Here is a 349-nt window from a genome sequence, read left to right as displayed (position 1 = left end):
TCTGGTGAGCGTTCACACAAATTATCTGATGTCTAATTTATGAGAAGCACAGAAAGTATTTGGGTCTGTAGCTCAGTTGGTTAGAGCGCACCCCTGATAAGGGTGAGGTCGGCCGTTCAAATCGGCCCAGACCCACCAAATACGATCAAGTAAGTAATGGGGCTATAGCTCAGCTGGGAGAGCGCCTGCTTTGCACGCAGGAGGTCTGCGGTTCGATCCCGCATAGCTCCACCATTTATCGATCATTCTGTGTAAAAGATTAGAAGAGAGTTCTAAGCAAGACGCTAAGCATCTTACATTTTATTATGTTGGGTGATTTTTAGTCTCTGACTTAGTGCTTTGCACTAAA

At 45.3% G+C, this 349-nt stretch carries 2 tRNA genes; both read left to right on the top strand.

Annotation, left to right across the window (positions count from 1 at the left end):
* The first annotated feature begins 61 nt into the window (after positions 1–61).
* Positions 62–138, top strand: a tRNA-Ile gene (locus DKT73_RS19985).
* 20 nt (positions 139–158) lie between these two features.
* Positions 159–234 (top strand) — tRNA-Ala (locus tag DKT73_RS19980).
* Positions 235–349 lie beyond the last annotated feature (115 nt).

This window comes from Marinomonas shanghaiensis (assembly GCF_003259175.1).
GTDB classification, from domain to species: domain Bacteria; phylum Pseudomonadota; class Gammaproteobacteria; order Pseudomonadales; family Marinomonadaceae; genus Marinomonas; species Marinomonas shanghaiensis.
This window is presented reverse-complemented; position numbering and strand designations above follow the sequence as displayed.